22 protein-coding genes are annotated in these 20,018 nt (G+C 45.6%); 6 read left to right on the top strand and 16 right to left on the bottom strand.

Annotated features, from left to right (window positions below; all coding sequences use genetic code 11):
- Nucleotides 1-23 precede the first annotated feature (23 nt).
- On the bottom strand, nt 24-398 hold the full coding sequence (locus tag L1D11_RS18415; RefSeq protein WP_239831893.1) for a DUF4145 domain-containing protein: 375 nt from the start codon (nt 396-398) through the stop codon (nt 24-26).
- 244 nt (nt 399-642) lie between these two features.
- Here L1D11_RS18415 and L1D11_RS18420 point away from each other — a divergent pair, with 244 nt between their 5' ends.
- Complete coding sequence (locus L1D11_RS18420) at nt 643-972, top strand: DUF2500 domain-containing protein (protein ID WP_239831894.1); 330 nt, start codon at nt 643-645, stop codon at nt 970-972.
- 69 nt (nt 973-1,041) lie between these two features.
- On the opposite strand, the gene L1D11_RS18425 is transcribed toward L1D11_RS18420, so the two are convergent.
- The 7 genes from L1D11_RS18425 to rhtB form a co-directional block, all read right to left on the bottom strand.
- On the bottom strand, nt 1,042-2,055 hold the full coding sequence (locus tag L1D11_RS18425; RefSeq protein ID WP_239831895.1) for an acyltransferase: 1,014 nt from the start codon (nt 2,053-2,055) through the stop codon (nt 1,042-1,044).
- A 123-nt stretch (nt 2,056-2,178) separates the two neighbouring features.
- Nucleotides 2,179-3,399: an organoarsenical effux MFS transporter ArsJ gene (gene arsJ / locus L1D11_RS18430; RefSeq protein ID WP_239831896.1), complete on the bottom strand. Its 1,221-nt coding sequence runs from the start codon at nt 3,397-3,399 to the stop codon at nt 2,179-2,181.
- 96 nt (nt 3,400-3,495) lie between these two features.
- Nucleotides 3,496-3,987 carry a cyclin-dependent kinase inhibitor 3 family protein gene (locus L1D11_RS18435; protein ID WP_239831897.1) on the bottom strand — a complete coding sequence of 164 codons (492 nt, stop codon included), beginning with the start codon at nt 3,985-3,987 and terminating at the stop codon, nt 3,496-3,498.
- Nucleotides 3,988-4,028: 41 nt separating this feature from the next.
- Complete coding sequence (locus L1D11_RS18440; RefSeq protein WP_239831898.1) at nt 4,029-5,030, bottom strand: ArsJ-associated glyceraldehyde-3-phosphate dehydrogenase; 1,002 nt, start codon at nt 5,028-5,030, stop codon at nt 4,029-4,031.
- A gap of 42 nt (nt 5,031-5,072) precedes the next feature.
- On the bottom strand, nt 5,073-5,414 hold the full coding sequence (locus tag L1D11_RS18445; RefSeq protein WP_239831920.1) for a metalloregulator ArsR/SmtB family transcription factor: 342 nt from the start codon (nt 5,412-5,414) through the stop codon (nt 5,073-5,075).
- Nucleotides 5,415-5,513: 99 nt separating this feature from the next.
- Nucleotides 5,514-6,734 (bottom strand): EAL and HDOD domain-containing protein, encoded by a 1,221-nt coding sequence (locus L1D11_RS18450; protein ID WP_239831899.1) that lies wholly within the window; start codon nt 6,732-6,734, stop codon nt 5,514-5,516.
- A 45-nt stretch (nt 6,735-6,779) separates the two neighbouring features.
- Nucleotides 6,780-7,397, bottom strand: coding sequence for a homoserine/homoserine lactone efflux protein (gene rhtB / locus L1D11_RS18455; protein ID WP_239831900.1), 618 nt, complete (start codon nt 7,395-7,397; stop codon nt 6,780-6,782).
- Nucleotides 7,398-7,478: 81 nt separating this feature from the next.
- Here rhtB and L1D11_RS18460 point away from each other — a divergent pair, with 81 nt between their 5' ends.
- Both L1D11_RS18460 and L1D11_RS18465 read left to right on the top strand, forming a co-directional pair.
- Nucleotides 7,479-8,459, top strand: coding sequence for an alpha/beta fold hydrolase (locus L1D11_RS18460; protein ID WP_239831901.1), 981 nt, complete (start codon nt 7,479-7,481; stop codon nt 8,457-8,459).
- Nucleotides 8,460-8,649: 190 nt separating this feature from the next.
- A complete protein-coding gene (locus tag L1D11_RS18465) occupies nt 8,650-9,477 on the top strand; it encodes a Cof-type HAD-IIB family hydrolase (protein WP_239831902.1) in 828 nt (275 codons plus the stop codon).
- A gap of 53 nt (nt 9,478-9,530) precedes the next feature.
- On the opposite strand, the gene L1D11_RS18470 is transcribed toward L1D11_RS18465, so the two are convergent.
- Nucleotides 9,531-9,998 carry an EVE domain-containing protein gene (locus L1D11_RS18470; protein ID WP_239831903.1) on the bottom strand — a complete coding sequence of 156 codons (468 nt, stop codon included), beginning with the start codon at nt 9,996-9,998 and terminating at the stop codon, nt 9,531-9,533.
- 39 nt (nt 9,999-10,037) lie between these two features.
- Between L1D11_RS18470 and L1D11_RS18475 the strand changes: the two genes are divergently transcribed.
- Both L1D11_RS18475 and L1D11_RS18480 read left to right on the top strand, forming a co-directional pair.
- The gene (locus L1D11_RS18475) at nt 10,038-11,573 is read left to right on the top strand and encodes a hypothetical protein (protein ID WP_239831904.1); all 1,536 of its coding nucleotides are present in this window, start codon (nt 10,038-10,040) and stop codon (nt 11,571-11,573) included.
- A gap of 2 nt (nt 11,574-11,575) precedes the next feature.
- Nucleotides 11,576-12,172 carry a DTW domain-containing protein gene (locus L1D11_RS18480; RefSeq protein WP_239831905.1) on the top strand — a complete coding sequence of 199 codons (597 nt, stop codon included), beginning with the start codon at nt 11,576-11,578 and terminating at the stop codon, nt 12,170-12,172.
- Between the two features lie 126 nt (nt 12,173-12,298).
- Here the strand turns inward: L1D11_RS18480 and L1D11_RS18485 are convergent, their stop codons facing one another.
- The 7 genes from L1D11_RS18485 to L1D11_RS18515 form a co-directional block, all read right to left on the bottom strand.
- Nucleotides 12,299-14,797 (bottom strand): EAL domain-containing protein, encoded by a 2,499-nt coding sequence (locus tag L1D11_RS18485; protein WP_239831906.1) that lies wholly within the window; start codon nt 14,795-14,797, stop codon nt 12,299-12,301.
- 168 nt (nt 14,798-14,965) lie between these two features.
- Nucleotides 14,966-15,682, bottom strand: coding sequence for a 5-amino-6-(5-phospho-D-ribitylamino)uracil phosphatase YigB (yigB, locus tag L1D11_RS18490; RefSeq protein ID WP_239831907.1), 717 nt, complete (start codon nt 15,680-15,682; stop codon nt 14,966-14,968).
- Nucleotides 15,683-15,697: 15 nt separating this feature from the next.
- Complete coding sequence (gene xerC / locus L1D11_RS18495; RefSeq protein WP_239831908.1) at nt 15,698-16,630, bottom strand: tyrosine recombinase XerC; 933 nt, start codon at nt 16,628-16,630, stop codon at nt 15,698-15,700.
- Nucleotides 16,599-17,297: a DUF484 family protein gene (locus tag L1D11_RS18500; RefSeq protein ID WP_239831909.1), complete on the bottom strand. Its 699-nt coding sequence runs from the start codon at nt 17,295-17,297 to the stop codon at nt 16,599-16,601. Before L1D11_RS18500 ends, xerC begins: the two co-directional genes overlap by 32 nt.
- 45 nt (nt 17,298-17,342) lie before the next feature.
- A complete protein-coding gene (gene dapF / locus L1D11_RS18505) occupies nt 17,343-18,173 on the bottom strand; it encodes a diaminopimelate epimerase (protein ID WP_239831910.1) in 831 nt (276 codons plus the stop codon).
- 11 nt (nt 18,174-18,184) lie between these two features.
- Complete coding sequence (lysA, locus tag L1D11_RS18510; protein ID WP_239831911.1) at nt 18,185-19,438, bottom strand: diaminopimelate decarboxylase; 1,254 nt, start codon at nt 19,436-19,438, stop codon at nt 18,185-18,187.
- A gap of 44 nt (nt 19,439-19,482) precedes the next feature.
- Complete coding sequence (locus L1D11_RS18515; RefSeq protein WP_239831912.1) at nt 19,483-19,692, bottom strand: lipoprotein; 210 nt, start codon at nt 19,690-19,692, stop codon at nt 19,483-19,485.
- Between L1D11_RS18515 and cyaY the strand changes: the two genes are divergently transcribed.
- A complete protein-coding gene (gene cyaY / locus L1D11_RS18520; protein WP_239831913.1) occupies nt 19,672-19,986 on the top strand; it encodes an iron donor protein CyaY in 315 nt (104 codons plus the stop codon). The genes L1D11_RS18515 and cyaY overlap by 21 nt on opposite strands.
- Nucleotides 19,987-20,018: the final 32 nt, after the last annotated feature.

Raw genomic sequence — 20,018 nt, forward strand, 5'->3', positions numbered from 1 at the left:
GTCCCTTTTTTTGTTCAATTTTTTCACTTCGAAAACAGATGCAGTGTTAGCACATCCCAGTTCGCATAATAGAAACCTGCGGCAGCTAAAGTCATTGCTATCATCAGTAAGATCGCAACTCGCCAGATAAAACGACCACTACGTGGAGTCAGCTCCTTCTCACAGTCGTTACACATCATGATGAACTTATGTTGGTCTTCCAACTTAGCCTCATGTTCATTGACTACCTTGTTACGACACGTTGCGATATAACGCAGCTTGCTCACCATATCGTGCGGTAGCCTTTCTTCACAGCTTGTTACAAGCTCATGCAATCCTTCGCCTTCGGCATGATATTGAAGCCTCAATAATTTCTCTATATTGCGAGTTCTTGTCACCACTTTTTCAATATCGGTCATCTTGGCCCTCCCACTCCACACTATAATTCTAGTCGAGCATTTCCTTATTCTTGTACAAAATCACTGTTATTTACGAGAGAAAGAGACAATAAATAACAATGCGTTATCCCAAACTGGCCATTAAATGTGATATCTGCCGAAAAATAATCAGCTTGGCTTACAACAGTTCACGAATAACGGCTTTAAACACATATCCCTATTGCTTGAAAGACTAGAATAACCATCACGACTACATGGAGGTTATATGCCTAATTCACTCTTTTTTGCCATCTTTGCACTCGCAGGCCTTGCGGCCTGGGTATTTCTTGTTTTTTATCGAAAGCACATGCAAGGCGAGAACGCACCAGAAAAGAAAGTGAACGTCACGGTATTAGATAAACAATCCATCGACCTTCCTGATGCAGAGCCAGGTCAAGAAGACCAAGAGTATTGGATTTATGTTCAGCGCGGTGTGGTTGGTCCAAAACGTGAATTCCAAATCGGCATTCACTACTTCCACGCTCTTAACCCGGGTGACAAAGGAACCTTAATGTACCAAGGTGATAAGTTCTTACACTTTGCGTTGAAGCGCTAACCCTAGCGCTTCAACCCTTCCTCATCGACATTCAACAATAAACCAATATCGAAATGCCTTGGCGTATCGCTAAGGCAATAGCCAACGCGTTTTCTCTGACTTAGAAACTATCCAGCTCATCCACAGTGCACCCGCTCCGCTGATCACTATCCATAATGGAATAACCCAAGCAGGGTGACCTTGGTACCAACCAAACTCTTTCATTGGCCATAAGAAGATTGGGTGCAATAGGTAGATACCCAAACTGTGTTTACTGATGAAGCCAACCACTTGATTGCCTCTATCTGACAACCCTTCTCCAAAGTAGCGACACAGCATAAACACCATGCTCGCAGCTAATACAGTATTCAACGTTTTGTAAGACAACCAACGACCAACCGTGTACTCTTCCGCAGCTAAGCTCGCATCAACCACCGTATAAACGGTGGTCAACAGTGCCAACACGCCAAGTCCTGTACTCACGCTAACGGTAAACTTGTTGAGTGGGACCTTCTTATACAGAAGATAACCCAGTGGCAAGTAGCCAGTGTAAAGCCACAGCTCATGGCTCCAAGGACCATCGATTCTGAGTAAGAACAGTAACGACGTAAACAACCACACCGCAGTGAAGCTATAAACCGCCTTATCACCATACTTTCTCACCATGATCTGTAAGAACGGAATCACAAAATAGAGTGGAATGAAGTAGTAGAAGAAACCTAAGTGATAGTAGGTGTAGTGGTGATAGCTATTGAGCAGTAAATCCCAGCTGACATCGGCATCAAAGCCCATTGCCGACCAACCAGACAGGTAGGTATAGAAAAGCGACCAGACAATAAAAGGAATCAACACCTTACCCAAACGGCGCTTTAGATAATACTTGGCATCAAATGGACGCTGATCACTGAGCATCAGGGCGCCAGTTATCAATATAAAGACAGGCACCGCCCAACGGCTGAAACCATTGACTGTAATCGCCGTTAGCCACTCACCAAAAGGAATATTTCCTAGCTCGTTGCGATAAGGTGCCAAAACATGAATCGCGATAACCGCTACGGCCGCGACACATCGTGCTAAATCAAAGAAGAGAATTCGCTGCTTCATGTAAATGCCTGATTAATATTCAATCATTCTACTATAGCAATAAAAAAACTGACCGGAATAAATACCAAGTCAGCTTATTGTTAAAGGAAAAGCATATCGCGATTTATCGAATCCGCCGGAAGCTTATGCCGCTGAGGTTTGTGGCACCTTAGGCAAGCGCAACGAAATCACCGTTGTTATCGCTAGGAACGCGAACGAGACCCACAAACAGGCGGATAAGCCACCCATTTGGAACACCAAGCCAGATAGGATTGTGCCAATCAAGCGGCCCATTGCATTGGCCATGTAGTAGAAACCAACATCAAGCGATACACCATCGCCTTTTGCGTAACTGACAATCAGGTATGAGTGAAGCGATGAGTTGACCGCGAAGATGGCACCAAACACCATCAAGCCACCAATGATCACAAGTTCTGGTTGCCAAGCTATCTGCACCGCATAAGCGATACCCGCCGTTACCACAGCCAATGCGCCCGCCCATAATAGTGCGGCATGTCCATCTGGTACCTTACCTTGCGCTTTACCGGTAATCTTAGGCGCTATGCCTTGTACAAAGCCGTAAGCGATGGTCCAAGCTGCTAAAAAGCCACCAACCCAAGAGTGATCCCAACCAAATACACTGCCAAGATAAATTGGCAGAGCAATCACAAACCACACATCACGAGCACCAAACAAGAACATGCGAGCTGCAGATAGGATGTTGATAGATTCAGACTTAGAGAAGATCTGTTTGAACTTAGGCTTGGTTTTCGCTTTACCCATGTCCGCTTCTAAGCTCAACACACTGCCAACGAAGACCAATGCCAGCACTGCTGCCATCGAGAGCACGGCGTATTGGAAACCAATGGTTGAGAGTAATAAACCACCAATAAAGAAACCTGCTCCTTTAAGCGCATTCTTAGACCCAGTCAGAATCGCAATCCACTTATACAAGGCACCTTGCTGCTCATCTTGTACTAAGGTCTTGATTGAGCTCTTGGCACTCATCTTATTAAGATCTTTAGCAATACCTGACAGCGCCTGCGCCGCCATTACCCAAGGAATAGTCAACATGGCCGATGGCAGTGCCAGCATACCCAAGGCGAAGACTTGCATCCCCAAACCAATGTTCATGGTCTTATTAAGGCCAAGGCGCGCACCCAACCAACCACCGATTAGGTTCGTCACCACACCAAAAAATTCATAGAAAAGGAACAGTGAAGCGATCTCTAACGAGCTGTAGCCGAGGTCGTAAAAATACAGAACCACCAGCATACGAAGTGCACCATCGGTAATGGTGAAGTTCCAGTAGTTGAACGTCACCAACATGTATTGGCGAACGCTCTTACTTAGATTTGAAAACATAATGCTATCTCTGCAATCAAAACAAAAAGAGCTTTTGGATCACGATAAGCTTAACACTCCAGATACCAAAAGCTCCTTGTCTAACAACGATGGCTGTTAGCTATTCGCTACACCATGAATGTATTCAACTTGGATCGGTTTAGTAAAAGCACCTGGACGCAGTGCTTGAACTTCTTGAACAATCTTATCGAGATTCCAGCCTTTTTCTAACAGCAGGTGAGCCGCGAATAAACCGGTACGACCCGAGCCGCCCATGCAGTGCATTGCCACCTTAGCGCCACTGTCCACAATCTTATGTAGCTCAGAGCTTGCTGCTTGCCACTTCTGCGCAAAGTCAGCACCCGGTGCGCAATCGTCTTCGATTTCAATTTGGAACCACTGCATACCTAATGCACGGGTTTTCTCGCCAAGTGCTGCCACGTCTTTGCTTGCAAGCTCAGCATCATCAAGTGCAGTCACAATAGCTTCAACGCCTTGCTCTTTCAGTTGCGCCAGAGATGCATCAAGATCAGCGTCTTTAGTACCTGGGCATGGAGTCAAAATCAGCGCGCCTTGCTCAAGGTCTAGTTGCCACGTTGGATGTGTCATAGTGTAATCTCCAGATTCTACTATTTCTTAAATACGCAGGCTTATGCTAAACCAACGGTACGCACTAACTCAGCCGTACGTGTCGCGTAACCCATTTCGTTATCGTACCAAGCGTAGATCTTAACCATACGCTTACCTACCAGCATAGTTGATAGTGCATCTACGATTGTTGAACGTTGGTCTCCTTTGTAATCAATAGAAACCAATGGACGCTCTTCAAAGCCAAGAATGCCTTTTAATTCATTCTCAGACGCTTCTTTGAGCATTGCGTTAACTTCTTCTGCTGTGGTGTCTTGCTTCACTTCGAGGATGATGTCTGTAAGAGAAGCGTTCGCTAGTGGAACACGAACCGCGTGGCCGTTAATACGGTTTTCCAGCTCAGGGAAGATCTCAACAATCGCCTTAGCACTGCCCGTTGTTGTCGGGATAAGGCTCATGCCACATGCACGCGCACGGCGTAAGTCTTTATGGGGTGCATCAAGAATCGTTTGCGTGTTGGTTAGATCATGAATAGTGGTAAAAGCTGCATTCTCGATACCAAGCTTCTCGTTAATCACTTTAACCACTGGCGCGAGACAGTTAGTAGTACAAGACGCTGCGGTTACGACTTTGTGTACAGCAGGGTCGAAGATATTGTCGTTCACACCAACAACGATGTTCGCGATGCCTTCTTCTTTAACAGGTGCAGAAACCACAACGCGCTTCGCGCCTTGCTCTAGGTACTTGTTTAGGAAAGAAGTCTTACGGTGAACACCTGTCGCTTCAATCACAACATCACAACCAGACCAATCGATCGCGTCGATGTCGCGCTCTTTGGTGGTTTTGATGCGTTGACCGTTGATGATCATCTCATCACCTTCAACAGCAACTTCGTGGTCCCAACGACCTTGCACTGAATCGAACTCTAGAAGGTGTGCCAGCGTTGCTGTATCACCAGCTACATCGTTAATCTGTACAAACTCTAGCTCTTCCCAATCGAAAGCTGCGCGAAGTGCTAGACGGCCGATACGGCCAAAACCATTAATACCTACTTTAACTGTCATTTTAATGTCTCTCAGTTAGTGGTGAATCTAAAAAATATTCGATTAAACGCAACATTGAGGGCGTGAAGTCATCGCTTCTAGGCGCTCAATGTCTTGCTGGTATTCAGTTTTCAAACAGTTCGATGCGATAAGGTCATCAATTAACTTTAGCATCCAACCCGGTAAATCTTTGGACAAGCGGTAGAACACCCATTGCCCTTGACGAACATCAGTCAAAATGCGGTTTGAACGCAACTGCGCAAGGTGGCGTGAAACCTTTGGCTGACTTTCTTGTAATGCCTGAGTCAACTCACCTACAGAGAGGCACTCTTGGCGTACAATCATCATTAAGCAACGCACTCGCGTTTCATCAGACAGTAATTTAAAAAATTGGTGAGGAAGCATAGAGATATACTCATATGTGGATGTACACATATATTAGTCGTAAAAAAAAGCACGTCAAGACGTGCGTTTTAATTGTAATAAAAGTTTAACGCAGATAAATCAGAGCTGGTTGGTTACGTTATGACTCCAGCGTCGAGCTTCGGTGAGCTCCGTTTTAACCTGATCCACACTCAATCCTAAATGAGCACAGTGCTCATCCATCTGCTGCCAATCGGCATGTTCAAAGCTTTCTTCAAGGGCAAGCAAGATTCCATATGGCCCTTCTCTACGGAGCAGAGCCACCTTGATACTTTTACACAAAGGCAGTTGCTCGACTAAGTTCTCTAACGACAAATCAAGCAGTGCATCAAGCAACGAGAATAAGCCAATCATAAAGGCTTGATCGGCATGCCCTTCAAATGCCTGATAACGAGACATACGTTGGCAGAACTGAGCTCGCTGAAGCGATAAGCCATAAAGCTCTTTTGGCTTCTTGTCAGAAACATAAGACGCCACCGCCAACGAGACAAACATTTTCAACTTCTCTTGCCCCAGATAAACCAAAGCCTGACGAAACGAAGAGATAGTGACCTCAAGGCGAGGTGACATTGTATTCACAAAACGCAGTAGCTTATATGACAAGGCGACATCTTTCGCGACGATGCTCTCGACACGCTGAAAGTCAACATCCGGCTTGCACACTTCTTGAAACAGCTCCATGGCAATGACTTGCTCAGGGCTAATGTACTTACTCTTAATGACTTCCGGTTTACTGAAGAAGTAGCCTTGGAAAAACTTAAAGCCCGCCTCTTTGGCTTGCTGGAACTCCTGCTCGGTCTCAACACGTTCAGCAAGAAAGCTAAATTTCTTCCCTTGATGCGCCTTAACCAAATCACATGCCTCATCCAAGCCCATCTGCATAATATCGAGCTTAACAATATGCGTGTATTTGAGGAAACGTTCCCATTCAGGGATCGAAGTAAAATCATCTAAGGCGATCATATAGCCTGCTTGGTAAAGGTCCTTAACTGCTTCCAACAGTTCATCTGTCGGCTTACATGTTTCAAGGATCTCTACCACCACTTTATTCTTTGGCAAACTTAAAGGCAGGCGACGAATCAAACTTTGATAAGGGAAATTGATAAAGCAGCGTGACGATGAAATCGAAGGGTTGAGACCAACCGACAAGAAGTTCTCCACAATCAGACGATACGTTGCTCGATTAGACTCAATATGCGCTGGGTACGCATTCTTTTCTCCATCGCGAAATAACAACTCATAGCCGAGTGTATTCCTCTTGCGATTTAAGATAGGTTGTCGAGCAACGTATGTAGCGGTCATTTCTTGATAACTCTGATTGGTTTAAATATAACTCAGTCACTTAATCTAAGCTTTCGCGGCAGCTAGCAAAGCACCACAGCCCATGAACATACCACCAAATATTTTATTTATCTTACCCATTATGCGATCAGAGCGAATAAAACGTCCCATTTGTGACGCTAATGAGGTGTAACCCAACATAACAACGCTATCAATGAATACTGTCGTCACACCTAGCACTAATAACTGTGGTGATTGAGGTTGTGTAGGGTCAATGAACTGAGGAAACAGAGCCACCAAAAACACGATTGATTTCGGGTTAGTTAGGTTGATAAGCACAGCGTCTTTCAGCAGTTTGCCACTCGACAGAGTAGAGATCTCTTCAGATGCCACTAGGCTCGAGCTATCACGCCACTTTTGAATACCTAACCAAACTAAGTAAACCACACCAACCCATTTAATGATGGTGAACGCCAACGCAGACTTAGCAACGAGCGCACCGATACCCGCGCCCACCAGCATAATGTGGAACGCAAGACCAAGCTGTAAACCGACGATTGATGCCAATGACTTTCGAGTGCCATAGCTTAACCCATTACTGATTGAATTTACGGTACCCGAGCCCGGAGCCAAGCTAAACAAAATCGCTGTGACAACATAAGCAAGCCAAACATGAGTATCCATTTGCATTTCCTTACTAGTTCTTTAATCTAACAACATTAATAGCAATAAAGCTCTCACACGCATCAGTTCAGGTAATTTCCCATGGAAAACCACAGCGAAGCCGCCTTCCCTTACACTCAAGAACCTCAGTTCGATCATGCGATTAAACACCCGATCAACGCTCTTTGGCAACAACGAAAAGATGGGTATATAAGATCATCCGGTAAAAAGAAACTGTACTGGTGTAGCCTCACCTCAGAAAAGCACAGCAAGGCTATTGTTATTTCAAATGGCCGCATCGAATGCTGCCAAAAATACCAAGAACTCTTTTATGATTTCTATCAACAAGGCTATGACGTTTATTCATTTGACCATCAAGGTCAAGGCCAGTCTGAACGTATGGTAACAGACTCTGACATTGGTCACATTCATGAGTTTGATGATTATGTATCTGACGTGTCTGACGTCATTGCAAGTTTTGATCTCAGTAAGTATGCCAATCGCTATCTGCTTGCGCATTCTATGGGTAGCACTATAGCCATTCGCTACCTACAAACTCATCCAGAGCACCCGTTTGATAAGGTGACTCTGTGCGCTCCGATGTTTGGTATTAATACCGAATGGTACCTGAAACCCATCGCGATGATCGTTGGCCAAATGCTCACCGCTTTGCATGCCAAGCCTACTTACGCGCCGGGGCAACAAGCGTATTACTCGAAGCCTTTTGAAAACAATTTACTGAGCCACAGCAAGGTTCGTTATCAGTGGTTCCGCCGGCTTTACGAAGAGAACCCGTCACTGCAAGTCGGTGGTGCTAGCACTCGCTGGGTATGGAAAGGGTTAATGGCAGCCAAGCAGTCAATCCAACAGACTCGTCAAATCAAGATCCCTCTATTGCTGATTCAAGCTGGTGAAGAGAAGATTGTGAGTAACGATGCTCAGGTGAAGTTCATCAATAAGCTGAAGAGAACCAACCCAGCTTGCCAATTTAAGGTCATCGAAGGCTCAAGGCATGAAGTGTTGTTTGAGCAAGACAAATACCGCAATCAAACACTGGATGCCATTAATCAGTTCTTTGCTTAGCACTCACATCAACAGCACAAGAAGAAGCGAGCCATAAGATAGCGATTAAAGAGGAAGAGAAGTAAGTGAGCTTTGCCCTCTTTTCTTGCATGATTTTGGCATACAATTTCTGGGTCGAGATATTGTAGTAAAAACAATGCTAGCGTTGGCTAGTGTTGATATTGGTTAAGCACTTTGCAATGAGGGTTAAATGACTATTCCTGCACTTAAAGATTCCGTGAAAATCGTTGCCTCTGATTTAGATGGTACGCTTCTGGCTCCCAACCATCAGTTGAGCGATTTTACCAAGCTAACGCTTAAGAAGTTACACGAGCAAGGTTATACCTTTATCTTCGCAACGGGTCGCCATCACGTCGATGTAGCTGGGATTCGTCAAATCGCAGGGATTCCGGCGTACATGATCACGTCAAACGGTGCTCGCGTGCACGACCAGAATGATCAGCTAATGTATAGCCAAAACGTGCCTCAAGAGCTCGTTCAACCGGTTATTGATATTGTTCGCCAAGATCCAAACATCTTCATTCACATGTACCAAAATGAAGATTGGCTGCTCGATCGTGAAGATGAAATGCTAGCCAAGTTCCACAGTGAGTCTGGCTTCAGCTACAAGCGCTTTGAAGCAGACAGTGCGCCGAGCGACGGCATTGCTAAGGTTTTTTTCACTCACCCAGAACAAGACCACGAACACCTAGTTACGTTTGAGCAAAAGCTAAAAGAAGCATTTGGAGACAAGTTAAACGTTGCCTTCTCAACACCTTGGTGTCTGGAAGTGATGGCCGCTGAAGTATCTAAGGGTCATGCTTTAGACGCTGTCGCGAAATCTCTGAACCTAACGCTAGATAACTGTGTTGCCTTTGGTGATGGTATGAATGATGCTGAGATGCTGGCAATGGCAGGTAAAGGCATAATCATGGGCACATCACACGAGAAAGTGATGCAAGCACTGCCAGACAATGAAGTGATTGGCAGCAACGCTGATGATGCCGTTGCGCACTACTTAGAGAAACACCTACTCTAAACAACCCCATCATACAAAAAGGCAGCCAATGGATGCCTTTTTTGAATCTTACGCTAACGAGAACCGAGCACTTCTTTGCTTAAGATCGCCTGCCACTCTTGTTCCGTTACAGGCATGATCGATAAACGATTGCCGCGCTTCACCAAAGGCATTTCAGATAGTTCAGGCATGGCTTTAAGAGTCGCTAATGGGATCAAGCGTTCAGTCACTCGAACAAACTCGACATCAATCATTATCCAGCGCGGGTTATCGGGTGAAGATTTAGGGTCGTAGTAATCACTCTCGGGATCGAATTGAAAATAGTCTGGGTAGGCTTCTCTGGTTACTTTTGCGATCCCCGCTACGCCCACTTTTTTACATGATGAGTGGTATATCATCACCAGGTCGTCAAGCTTGACCTCATCACGCATCATGTTTCGAGCTTGATAGTTACGAACTCCCTCCCAACAAGAGGTTTTTTGTACTCTCAGCGTCTGAATAGAAAAAGTGTCGGGTTCTGTTTTAAATAACCAATATGCCATAATAAATCCAATTAACGGTTGCTCCGAGGAAGATATAACATGAAGGTAATGAAAAACCCAGTGACATGGCTAGCTGCATTCGCACTACAAGGCTGTGTAACCGCACCAGAAACACCACAACAACCTGAAGTTCCACCAGCAACCTTAGATGAACCTCTGAGCGTTCAGCCACAAAGCTTCATAATGCGTGGTCAAGTTGTCGTAGGCCATGAAAGCCGTACGTTCACCCCTTGTGGTAGCCAACAACAATACTGGCTAGATATGTCTCCGGAGCTAGCACTAGAGGCACAAGGGCTAGCAGCCAGACCTTATCAAGCTCTATATGGCGAACTGATTGGTCACCTTACTGTACCGAGCCAAACCGGCTACAACGCTGATTTCACAGCACGTTTCGTGGTTGATCAAGTCAATATCTTAACGGCAGAAAATCCTGAACGCTGCGACCAACCGCTACGCTCCACACGAGTCTTTGGTAATGAGCCATTCTGGTCAGCCACCTTTGATAAAGATCTGCTGACTTATACCAAGATGGGCGAAGCACCTCAGGTTCTCAACATCGAATCAAGCCGCACCACGCCAAGCAGTCGTGATTACCAACTAGAAGGTAAAGCAACGCAAGGCGAGCTCAATCTGAAAAAAGAGAACTGCAGTGACGGCATGAGTGACTCTATCTACGGCTGGGAAGCGAAACTCAACCTCAATGACAGCAACTACACAGGCTGTGCTACGGTTTCAAATCAAGATCCTACGTTGAGCTGGATCGGTACCTACTTCGCTAGCTCAACTCAGAACTCAGGGTTCTCTATTAACCTTGAGCTCAATGATGATCACAGCGCAGTGACAACCTACTCATACAGCAACGGGGATCCTTCTATTGTTGAGCAAGGCTTCTGGCAGCAACTCAACCAAAACCAGATTCAGGTTGTGATGACTCGCCACCAACAACAATACCTGATATCCGAGCGTATCTTCACACTCGATAGCGGTAAGCTGATCGCAGAGAAAGAAAAGGTCGGCAATATCGTCTACCCGATTGCCAACGGCGGTCTAGTACTATTCGAAGCAAAGCTTGTACAAGCACAAACCAACATGGTTGATCTAACGGCAAAGCAAGTGCACTCCAGTGATCAATTTAATCCAAAAGTAGACCAAGCGATCCGCGAGTATTTTAAGATCAACAATAGCTCGCCTGATGATACTAAATATCGCTGGCTGACCTACGATATCAACGGTGACGGTAAAGAAGAGTTGTTCGCTCAACTCGATTGGTGTGGTTCAGGTGGCTGTACACTGCTGATTTTCGAGAACCATCAGGACAAGTGGCGCTTCAATAGCCGAGTAACACTGGTAAAAGGCGACATACGCGTGGGTAAGTCTCAAAGTCACGGGTGGCACGATCTGATCTTCAATGTCAGCGGCGGTGGCGCAATAGCAGCCAAACACGCACTCTCATATACGGGTGTCAGCTATCCACTCAACCCAAGTGTTGCACCGGTAGCCGATGATGCTGATATCAGCGATGTGGTTTTGTTTGCTAACAACATCTCACCAGTACAAAGCGGAGTTAAGCTATAACCATGAGTGATCAGCAAGCTTGCAGTGGGTGTGGTTTCACTCATCAATGTATTTGTCATCGAATACCGAATACTGAAAGCCAAATCCAGTTAGTGCTACTCACTCACGAGAATGAACTAACACGAGACACCAATACCGGAAAGCTACTGCAACAGTCACTCAAGCAGTGTCAGTCTTTTATTTGGCAGCGCAAGACGCCTCCAGTCGAACTACTGGCTTTGCTTGAAGATGAAACACATCAGCCTTTGCTGTTGTTTCCAAGTAATGAAAGCATTGAATGCCAGCAAGCGGTTTCGGATAGAGCGAGTGAACGAATGCCGTTATTAATCATCTTGGATGGTACGTGGCAAGAAGCGAAAAAGATGCTCAACAAAAGTCCTTGGCTACAAACGATCCCTCAAGTGCACCTCGATGTGACCAATGAATCTTCCTATACCTTACGCCGCAATCAAGTCAGCGGACACCTGTGTACCTGTGAGGTTGGCATCGAGCTACTTAAGGCATTAGATGAAGCTAAAGCAGCAAAGCAAATAGAAGATTACTATCAGCACTATCTAAAAGTGTTCCAAGCTGACAAAAGTGGACACGCTCTCAGATAGAGTAATGCGGAGTGCTTAAGCACTAAAATAAAAAAGGGCGAGCCACTAGCTCACCCTTTTCACATCTCGCTTTGATGCATTGGACAGAATAGTGTTTCACGTGAAACATCAGACATTTGCCACTCATCAGAACAGCCGTTTAGGCTCTCCGAAGTAATAACCTTGCAGGTAGTCGACACCCATGTCTTCTGCAATTCGGCAGATTTGCTCATTATGAACAAATTCAGCGACCGTTTTGGCATTAAACACTTGGCACAAACGCACCAGCTGAGAAGTAATGTTTCTCTGCTTCTGGTCTTTATCGATATTACCAATCAAGCTGCCATCAAGCTTAATTATCTGCGGTTCAAGTTTAATGATCTCATCGATATTGGAGTAACCAGAACCAAAGTCGTCAACGATGATTCTTGCACCTAACGAACGGAAGTGGTCACACACCTCAATCATACGGCCATAATCTCGAATTTGCTCAGACTCAAGCACCTCAAGCCCCAATCGAGTAGGATCGTTCATGCCGCTAATGGCTGTCTCAAGTACCTCTAGAGTCTTATCACTTAAAAGGTCTTGCGGAGAAAGGTTGATCGAGAATGGGCTCTGTTTATCAGCCATATAACCGATAGTGTTCTTAATCATATGGCGACTAAGACGCGTGTAAAGGTGCGTATCAGCAATGATAGGTAAGAACTTTCCTGGTGGCACAATGGTACCGTCCGATTCCATGATTCTAACCAAACACTCTTGGCTAATTATTTCGTGCGTACCCGCCTCCACAATAGGCTGTGAGTAAGTGATGATGTTCTGATCTAAGATCGCACGGCTCACACAACTCAACCAAACGAGTTGCTCTTTGCGGTCCTCTTCGCTCACCTGAATGTCTTTTGCATTGGTGATGTGGGTATTGTTACGCACCCCATAGCGTCGCGCTTCGATTGCTTTCAATAAGATTTCGTCACCGCTGTCGGTTAAAAAATCACAACGACTAGCAAAGCCGCCACACAGAGAAACTGACAAGTAATCGATATCAGCCAAATCATATGGCTCAAAATTAATGTGTTCGATATCATCTGCGAACTCAACGAAACCTTCTTTGATTTTCGCACAACTAACACTGGCATTAAAAATAATCGCCCACTCTCCAACCCCAATACTGAATAGCTCAATCTTCACGCGTGGCTCTTTCACGACACGAATCTGCAATCGCTCAATAAAGTGATTAGACAGATCAAGCAGCAACTGGTCACCCACTTGATAACCATATTTTTCGTTAACTTGATGGAAATTCGTGAGCTTTAACGTGAGTAAGTGTTCACTAAATAGAATCGTATTGAGACGCTCCTTCAGTGCGATACGGTTCGGTAAACCAGTACGTGAATCAATACGATAACTCTCGGTTAAGCGATGCGCTTGTTGATGGAGTTTCTTTTCCATCTGAGTGTTCATGCTATCAAGATCAGCGACTGCATTTCTGACAAGGTTAAGCAATGGCGACACTGTTGATCCACACTGAAAGTCTTCACAATGAAACTCTTTAATCTCGTCAGACTCACGCATAGCGATATAAGTCAGGCTATGATGCAGTATTTCTTGGCGGTCTTCATTGCGGTATAGCTCCCCCATACAGTAGACACCACACGTGTTCACTATCCCTTCAAATGGCTTGAGCTCAAGTTTACTGTCGATAAACTCAAGTCGAGATACACAGTTATAGATGATCACCGATTCAGGCTGATGCATGGCTAGCATCTCGGCACCATGGCGCACCTTTTCAGCAGTCAATGAGGGGTGATTATAGCAAAACTGCGCTTCTTCACCGACATGCCAAGGGCTATCAAACTCGATACTGCCATCATCATTAATACGTAGAGGCGTGGAGATACCCCTCTTTCTGCCAAGTTCTCGATAAAGTGGAAAGCTCATCAGCTGGCTAAAAGGAAGATCTTTGCCATCCGCAAGGTAATGTTTGAAGACTTCAATAGCAGGCTTGTCATTCAACGCGTATAAGCGATGTCCGACTGCGTGTGTGACTCGTAGCTTCATACCAATTGGGTTCCACTCAGAGTACGCGTCCGACCACACCTTCAGTCTTGGGTTAGTCAGAGCCACCGCAACACAGGCGTGCTGGTAGGTTTGCTCGTTATACATAACCCAACGGCCAAATTCATTCTCATGACATAGTCCACCAGCAATCGGCAAGGCGTAAGGCAAATTTTCAAAAGCGCTATAGATAGGATAATCACGCCCTTCAACCTGATCACACAAGCTGATAACCGTTTTGGTGTCTTCGGTAAGGCGCAGTTGAAAAGCGAGATCTTGGCTGTCTTGATTTGGATTGCCAGTAAACGGCTGAACCGCAGAGGTTAGATGGGTTTCGTTAAACTCACTGATGATGACTAAAGTACATGTACTCTCAAGACAGTTGTCACAGATAACATGACGAGCACTCTGACCGATTAGCGTCGCATTGTTTAAGCGATTGAGGGCAACACTCGCGATTTGACGAGCCAGTTCTGAAGATTGAGCTGAGAAGATTTGAATAAGGTACTGTTTGTTGTCACACCATTCTCGCTGATCAAATTGAGCTCTAAATAACGCCTCAGTATTTGCGAGAAATGTAAATGTTTGCATGCCAACCCTTGTTCAAAATCGAGTGAAGTAACAACCCGCAACCACTGCTATGACTGAAATGAATCGCTAAAAAGTAGTCGCCAATTATCCTAACCTAATCAGGCTTTTATAGGCGACTAATGTAACAATTCACTATCATAAATGCGACACAATAAGCCTACCTAGCCATTAAATTAGTCGCATAAGATCGCTAAGTTGGTCTATTTCAACATCAGGAAGCAGGCTCGCCTTCGGGGAGTGGTATAAATTGGAACCAATGTCATTAAACCAGCATGCTTGGAAGCCATTTTGCTTGGCTCCGTAGACATCCGTTTTGAGGTGATCACCAACATGAAGAATATTCTCAGCATTACAATCTAGGTGCTGCTGAGCTTTTTCAAACATATCTGGGTAAGGTTTAGCTCTGCCATCAGGGCCGGCTTTAAGGATTAACTGAAAATACAGCCCTAAGCCAATTTTGTGCGGGTCGACATTGCCATTAGTAATTGCAACTAGAGGAATACGTTGGCTAAGCTCAGTCATCACTCGATGTGTTTCGTCAGGCACATCGACTTGATTACGCAACCACAAGGCATGCTCAATGCCTTCTCGAGCCGCTTGCTCTGCTTGCTGCTGAGAATAACCCAATTGCAGCAAACCACTCTTAATCTGAGTTTCACGCCACACGGTGACATCATGTTTCAATACTGGGTTTTCAGATGCGACTTGCTGCTTAATGCCCTGCCACTCTTCGAGCGATAAAGAAGCCGACACTGGGTGCTTTTGATAAAGCCACTGTGCCATCTCCTTCTCAACCTTCATGATCACAGGCCAGTTGTCATACAGGGTGTCATCTAAATCAAAGGTCATGGCTTTGATGGGCTTTAACCCTCGATAAATTCGCATAGTAAACCCTTTAATCTAATCTTTGTTCTTCTTACGCGCTCTCGGATGAGCCTGATCATAAGCTTGCGCTAAGTGTTGGAAATCCAAGTGAGTGTACACTTGGGTGGTCGAGATGTTTTCATGCCCCAGCAATTCTTGAACAGCGCGTAGGTTTTGGCTCGATTCAAGCATATGCGTCGCAAAGGAGTGGCGCAGTTTGTGCGGGCTGATGTGGCTCGCCACAGATTGCTTCTTGCCCCACTCTTCCATACGTTTTTGCACACTGCGGTGTGAGATGCGCGTTCCCAGCTTGGAAACAAACAGCGCGTCCTCTCCCGGAGAAGCCAATTCACCGCGGACTCGCAGCCACTTATCGACCCACTCTTTCGCTAAACCAGAAAAAGGCGCTTTGCGTTCTTTGTCGCCTTTCCCAATCACTCGGATTTCGCCTTGTCGATCCAACACATCCTTCAGGTTGATGCCGACCAGTTCTGCCAGTCGTAATCCAGCACCATACATTACCTCCATCATCGCTCGGTCACGAATCGACAGTGGATCGTCTTCATTCACATCAAGCAGTTGACCCACTTCATCCACATCGAGGTTTTTCGGCAACGGGCGCTGCTTACGAGGTGCAGAAACCCCTTTTGCAGGATTGGCGGTCATTTCGCCACGCAACACAAGGAAATCAAAGAAGCTGCGCAGTGAAGATAAACGCGTTGCAATACTGCTCGCCTTCATTCCCTCACGCATGCCTTTACTGGCAAGTTGTCTTACCCACGCTGCATCGACTTGTCCCCAGTCTTTCAATCCTAGCGTGACTAAATGACTGGCCATGGTTTCAAGTTGTTGTTTGTAATTACGTTGGGTGTGTAGGCTGAGTCCCTTCTCGCTTCTGAGATACTCATAGAAGCGAGAAAGTGGCTTTTGAAGGCTGTTAGGAAGAGGTATTTTGGGCTCTATGCTCATTATTTATCTGCCAAGGTAAGGTGTCCGCCAAATGAGCGACAACAAGTGCTAAATGGCGTAAAAAGAGCGTATCCATATGGGGTTGGAAATGTCCGCCATCTTCACTAGAAAAGGCGAGTAAACCCAATGGTGACTGCTTAGCAAGCGGTAGTACTACATAAGAGCCTAGCTCTGGAACTGGATAATCACCAAACAAATTGTGTCTGTCGGCTTTTCTCAAGCGCCCAAGATAAGCATCTTTGCCATTGAAATGGTTAAGCGAAAACTTAGAGTAACCCTCAGCACTTAAATGATAAAAACCCGATTGTGATAGAATTCGAACATGAGCCTTAAGCCCAAGGTCTAACGCTTTTTGCTCAACGGCTTTTATCACCTGCATGAAGTCACTGCATTTCAGTACTTGCGCTTGCAGGTCCATGAACTCGTAGAAGGTTTTATCGTTATTCGCTGCCAGAGACATCAAGCCGGTGATCTCTTCTTCTAGCTCTTCAATTCTCTGGCGTTGACGTTTAAGCTGAATCTCGACCAGAGAAACAGCGCCCTGCTCAACGTTATTAATAGCAAGGCGATCCACCAAATCTTTTCGGTCTTGGAAAAAATCTGGGTTATCACGTAAATATTCCGCGACCACTTCTGCGGTGAGTGCGTCGGCTTCAACGTTAGACAAAACCTATCCTTTATTTTTTATGTATCTATCTGTTATGTATCGTTATCAGCAAGAAAGCTGGCCATCAAACACATGCGTCGCTGGGCCCGTCATATACAGAGGTTTCCCCGGGCCTTGCCAGCTAATGTGTAAGTCACCGCCTGGTAGGCTCACCTTCACATTCTCAGCCAGTAAGCCTTGAGTAATACCAACCGCAACAGCGCCACAGGCACCGCTACCACAAGCCTGAGTTTCACCCGCTCCGCGTTCGTAAACACGCAAACGCACTTCTTCACGGTTAACCACCTGCATAAAGCCAGCATTAACGCGCTCAGGGAAACGCTCATGTGATTCAAGCAGCGGGCCTAAGGTATTCACATCTGCCGTATCGACATCATCAACCACGGTCACCACATGTGGATTACCCATACTGACCGCGCCACAGAATAAAGTGTGTGCATCGGTTCTTAGGATGTAGGTCTTTTCAGGTTGTTTAGCTTTAAATGGGATCTTGCTTGGTTCGAACTCTGGAATGCCCATGTTCACGGTGATCAGGTTATTCTCTTCAATCTTGAGAACCATTTTGCCTTTCTTGGTACTGACGTTGATGCTGTACTTATTCGTTAGGCCTTTCATTCGAACGAATCGTGCAAAACAACGAGCACCATTACCACACTGTTCCACTTCACTGCCATCCGCATTAAATATGCGGTAATGGAAATCAGTTTCTGGATCATAGGGAGCCTCAACCACAAGTAGTTGGTCAAAGCCCACACCAGTGTGACGATCCGCCAAACGACGGATCAAATCTGGAGAAAAGAAAATATTTTGAGTAATGCAGTCCACGACCATGAAATCATTGCCCAAACCATGCATTTTAGAAAAGTGGAAGTGCATAACGCTTTAAATTACTCCGGAAGAATGTTTTCAAGTTCCCACAAGCTCGTGAGCTCTTCGCGCTGACGAACTAGATGAGTTTTGTAGCCATCAACCATCACTTCAGCCGCACGCGAACGAGTGTTGTAGTTAGATGACATTACAAAGCCATAAGCACCAGCAGAGCGAACCGCAAGCAAATCGCCCTCTTCAAGCACCAAGTCGCGGTCTTTACCTAAGAAGTCACCTGTTTCACAGATAGGGCCAACCAAATCGTACGTTACCGCTTCGCCTTGGCGAGGGTTGACTGGGACAATATCTTGCCACGCTTGGTAAAGCGCTGGACGCATCAGATCGTTCATTGCTGCATCGATAATGGCAAAGTTCTTGTGCTCTGTTGGCTTGAGGAACTCAACTTTCGTTAATAATACACCAGCGTTAGCAGCAATCGCTCTTCCAGGCTCGAAAATCAGCTCTAGATCAGAATGATTGTCTAGGCGAGCCAATAGCGCTTTCGCGTAATCTGAAGGCTGTGGTGGCAGTTCATCACGATAAACCACGCCCAAACCACCACCAACATCAAGGTGCTTAATGTTAATACCATCAGCACGCAGTTGGTCGATCAGGGCAAGTAAACGGTCAGTCGCATCAATGAAAGGTTCGATGTCAGTCAATTGAGAACCGATGTGGCAATCAATACCGTGGATAGACAAGTGTTCTAGTGTTTGTGCAAAAGCGTAAACAGCAGGAGCACGGTCGAAGGCAATACCAAATTTGTTATCACGCAGACCCGTCGAAATATAAGGGTGAGTATTCGCATCAACATCTGGGTTGATACGCAGTGAAATCGGCGCCTTAACACCAAGCTCACCAGCCACTTTGTTCAGTCGCTCTAGCTCTGGCTCAGACTCTACGTTGAAACACTTAATGTTCAACTCAAGCGCACGTTTCATTTCAGCAGCTGTTTTGCCGACACCAGAGAACACAACTTTCGCTGGATCGCCACCTGCTGCTACTACACGCTCTAGCTCACCACCAGAAACGATATCAAAGCCAGAACCTAATCGTGCCAGAGTATTCAATACGCCAAGGTTCGAGTTCGCTTTAACGGCATAACACACCAAGTGTGGATGCTCACCAACCGATGAATCGAATGCATTCCAGTGGCGTTCTAATGTAGCGCGAGAATATACATACAGCGGCGTACCATATTGCTCCGCGAGTTGTGAAAGTGCGACGTCCTCAGCCCAAAGCTGGCCATCTTCCTGATAATTGAAGTAATCCAAAGTTCTTATCCCTTATAAATAACGATTTCTGCGTGTTTCACTTATTATGATTGTTCAGTCTGCTGAACTTCATCAGGATCGTATAACGGACCCGTTTGACCACAACCAGAAAGTCCAATAACGGACAGCATAAACAGAGCGGTAATTAATTTTTTCATTTTGCATATCGTGATTATTAACTCAATGCCCCCTATAATCGCACCACACTCAGGAAAAGCAATAGGATAGAAAGGATGAACGAGACTGAATTTCATCAACTAGTCGATATACAGATGCAAAACATCGAAGAAGCTATCGACGATTCAGAGGCAGATATTGATTACGAAGTGACTGGTAACGTGATGACGCTAGAGTTTGAGAACCGCAGCCAAATCATTATTAACCGCCAAGAACCAATGAAAGAAATCTGGTTAGCGTCTAAATCTGGAGGCTTTCACTTCAAACTAATCGACGACAAGTGGACATGTTCTAAGACGGGCATGGAGCTATTTGAGATGGTTAAAAAAGAATGCGTGAAGCACGCAGGTGAAGAGATCGATTGGGTCTAATCATTTGTAAGCAAAACTAAAAAGGAGTGAAT

The sequence above is a fragment of the Vibrio sp. Isolate32 genome (genome assembly GCF_022397955.1).
Taxonomy (GTDB): Bacteria; Pseudomonadota; Gammaproteobacteria; order Enterobacterales; family Vibrionaceae; genus Vibrio.

Excerpts from the sequence above, each read along its gene's own strand:
- L1D11_RS18415 (WP_239831893.1), bottom strand. The coding sequence starts at position 398 with ATGACCGATATTGAAAAAGTGGTGACAAGAACTCGCAATATAGAGAAA.
- L1D11_RS18420 (WP_239831894.1), top strand. The coding sequence starts at position 643 with ATGCCTAATTCACTCTTTTTTGCCATCTTTGCACTCGCAGGCCTTGCG.
- L1D11_RS18425 (WP_239831895.1), bottom strand. The coding sequence starts at position 2,055 with ATGAAGCAGCGAATTCTCTTCTTTGATTTAGCACGATGTGTCGCGGCC.
- arsJ (WP_239831896.1), bottom strand. The coding sequence starts at position 3,399 with ATGTTTTCAAATCTAAGTAAGAGCGTTCGCCAATACATGTTGGTGACG.
- L1D11_RS18435 (WP_239831897.1), bottom strand. The coding sequence starts at position 3,987 with ATGACACATCCAACGTGGCAACTAGACCTTGAGCAAGGCGCGCTGATT.
- L1D11_RS18440 (WP_239831898.1), bottom strand. The coding sequence starts at position 5,030 with ATGACAGTTAAAGTAGGTATTAATGGTTTTGGCCGTATCGGCCGTCTA.
- L1D11_RS18445 (WP_239831920.1), bottom strand. The coding sequence starts at position 5,414 with ATGCTTCCTCACCAATTTTTTAAATTACTGTCTGATGAAACGCGAGTG.
- L1D11_RS18450 (WP_239831899.1), bottom strand. The coding sequence starts at position 6,734 with ATGACCGCTACATACGTTGCTCGACAACCTATCTTAAATCGCAAGAGG.
- rhtB (WP_239831900.1), bottom strand. The coding sequence starts at position 7,397 with ATGGATACTCATGTTTGGCTTGCTTATGTTGTCACAGCGATTTTGTTT.
- L1D11_RS18460 (WP_239831901.1), top strand. The coding sequence starts at position 7,479 with ATGGAAAACCACAGCGAAGCCGCCTTCCCTTACACTCAAGAACCTCAG.
- L1D11_RS18465 (WP_239831902.1), top strand. The coding sequence starts at position 8,650 with ATGACTATTCCTGCACTTAAAGATTCCGTGAAAATCGTTGCCTCTGAT.
- L1D11_RS18470 (WP_239831903.1), bottom strand. The coding sequence starts at position 9,998 with ATGGCATATTGGTTATTTAAAACAGAACCCGACACTTTTTCTATTCAG.
- L1D11_RS18475 (WP_239831904.1), top strand. The coding sequence starts at position 10,038 with ATGAAGGTAATGAAAAACCCAGTGACATGGCTAGCTGCATTCGCACTA.
- L1D11_RS18480 (WP_239831905.1), top strand. The coding sequence starts at position 11,576 with ATGAGTGATCAGCAAGCTTGCAGTGGGTGTGGTTTCACTCATCAATGT.
- L1D11_RS18485 (WP_239831906.1), bottom strand. The coding sequence starts at position 14,797 with ATGCAAACATTTACATTTCTCGCAAATACTGAGGCGTTATTTAGAGCT.
- yigB (WP_239831907.1), bottom strand. The coding sequence starts at position 15,682 with ATGCGAATTTATCGAGGGTTAAAGCCCATCAAAGCCATGACCTTTGAT.
- xerC (WP_239831908.1), bottom strand. The coding sequence starts at position 16,630 with ATGAGCATAGAGCCCAAAATACCTCTTCCTAACAGCCTTCAAAAGCCA.
- dapF (WP_239831910.1), bottom strand. The coding sequence starts at position 18,173 with ATGCACTTCCACTTTTCTAAAATGCATGGTTTGGGCAATGATTTCATG.
- cyaY (WP_239831913.1), top strand. The coding sequence starts at position 19,672 with ATGAACGAGACTGAATTTCATCAACTAGTCGATATACAGATGCAAAAC.
- L1D11_RS18515 (WP_239831912.1), bottom strand. The coding sequence starts at position 19,692 with ATGAAATTCAGTCTCGTTCATCCTTTCTATCCTATTGCTTTTCCTGAG.